The sequence below is a fragment of the Paenibacillus sp. EKM211P genome (genome assembly GCF_011066175.1).
GTDB classification, from domain to species: domain Bacteria; phylum Bacillota; class Bacilli; order Paenibacillales; family Paenibacillaceae; genus Paenibacillus; species Paenibacillus polymyxa.
In genome coordinates this window covers 1-206 of record NZ_JAAMNS010000112.1, presented here as the reverse complement: position 1 = coordinate 206, position 206 = coordinate 1, and the positions used below count along the sequence as shown (strand labels likewise).

General features: G+C 49.5%; 1 protein-coding gene. It reads left to right on the top strand.

From position 1 onward, the window contains the following. Positions 1 to 206: AMP-binding protein (locus G9G57_RS25605; protein WP_164965708.1), on the top strand; the 206-nt coding region annotated here is incomplete at both ends.

The window sequence follows — 206 nt, the reverse complement described above, 5'->3', positions numbered from 1 at the left end:
GTGGCGTATTACGACTGTCCTGCGGACCAGGAACCGGAGAGTATTCCGATTGGGAAGCCGATTGACAACGTGAAATTATATATTTTGGACCATAAAGACCGATTGCAGCCAATAGGCGTACCAGGCGAACTGCATATTGGAGGGGACTGCGTAGCCCGAGGATATGTGAATCGGAAAGAACTGACGGAGGAGAAGTTCGTAGAAGA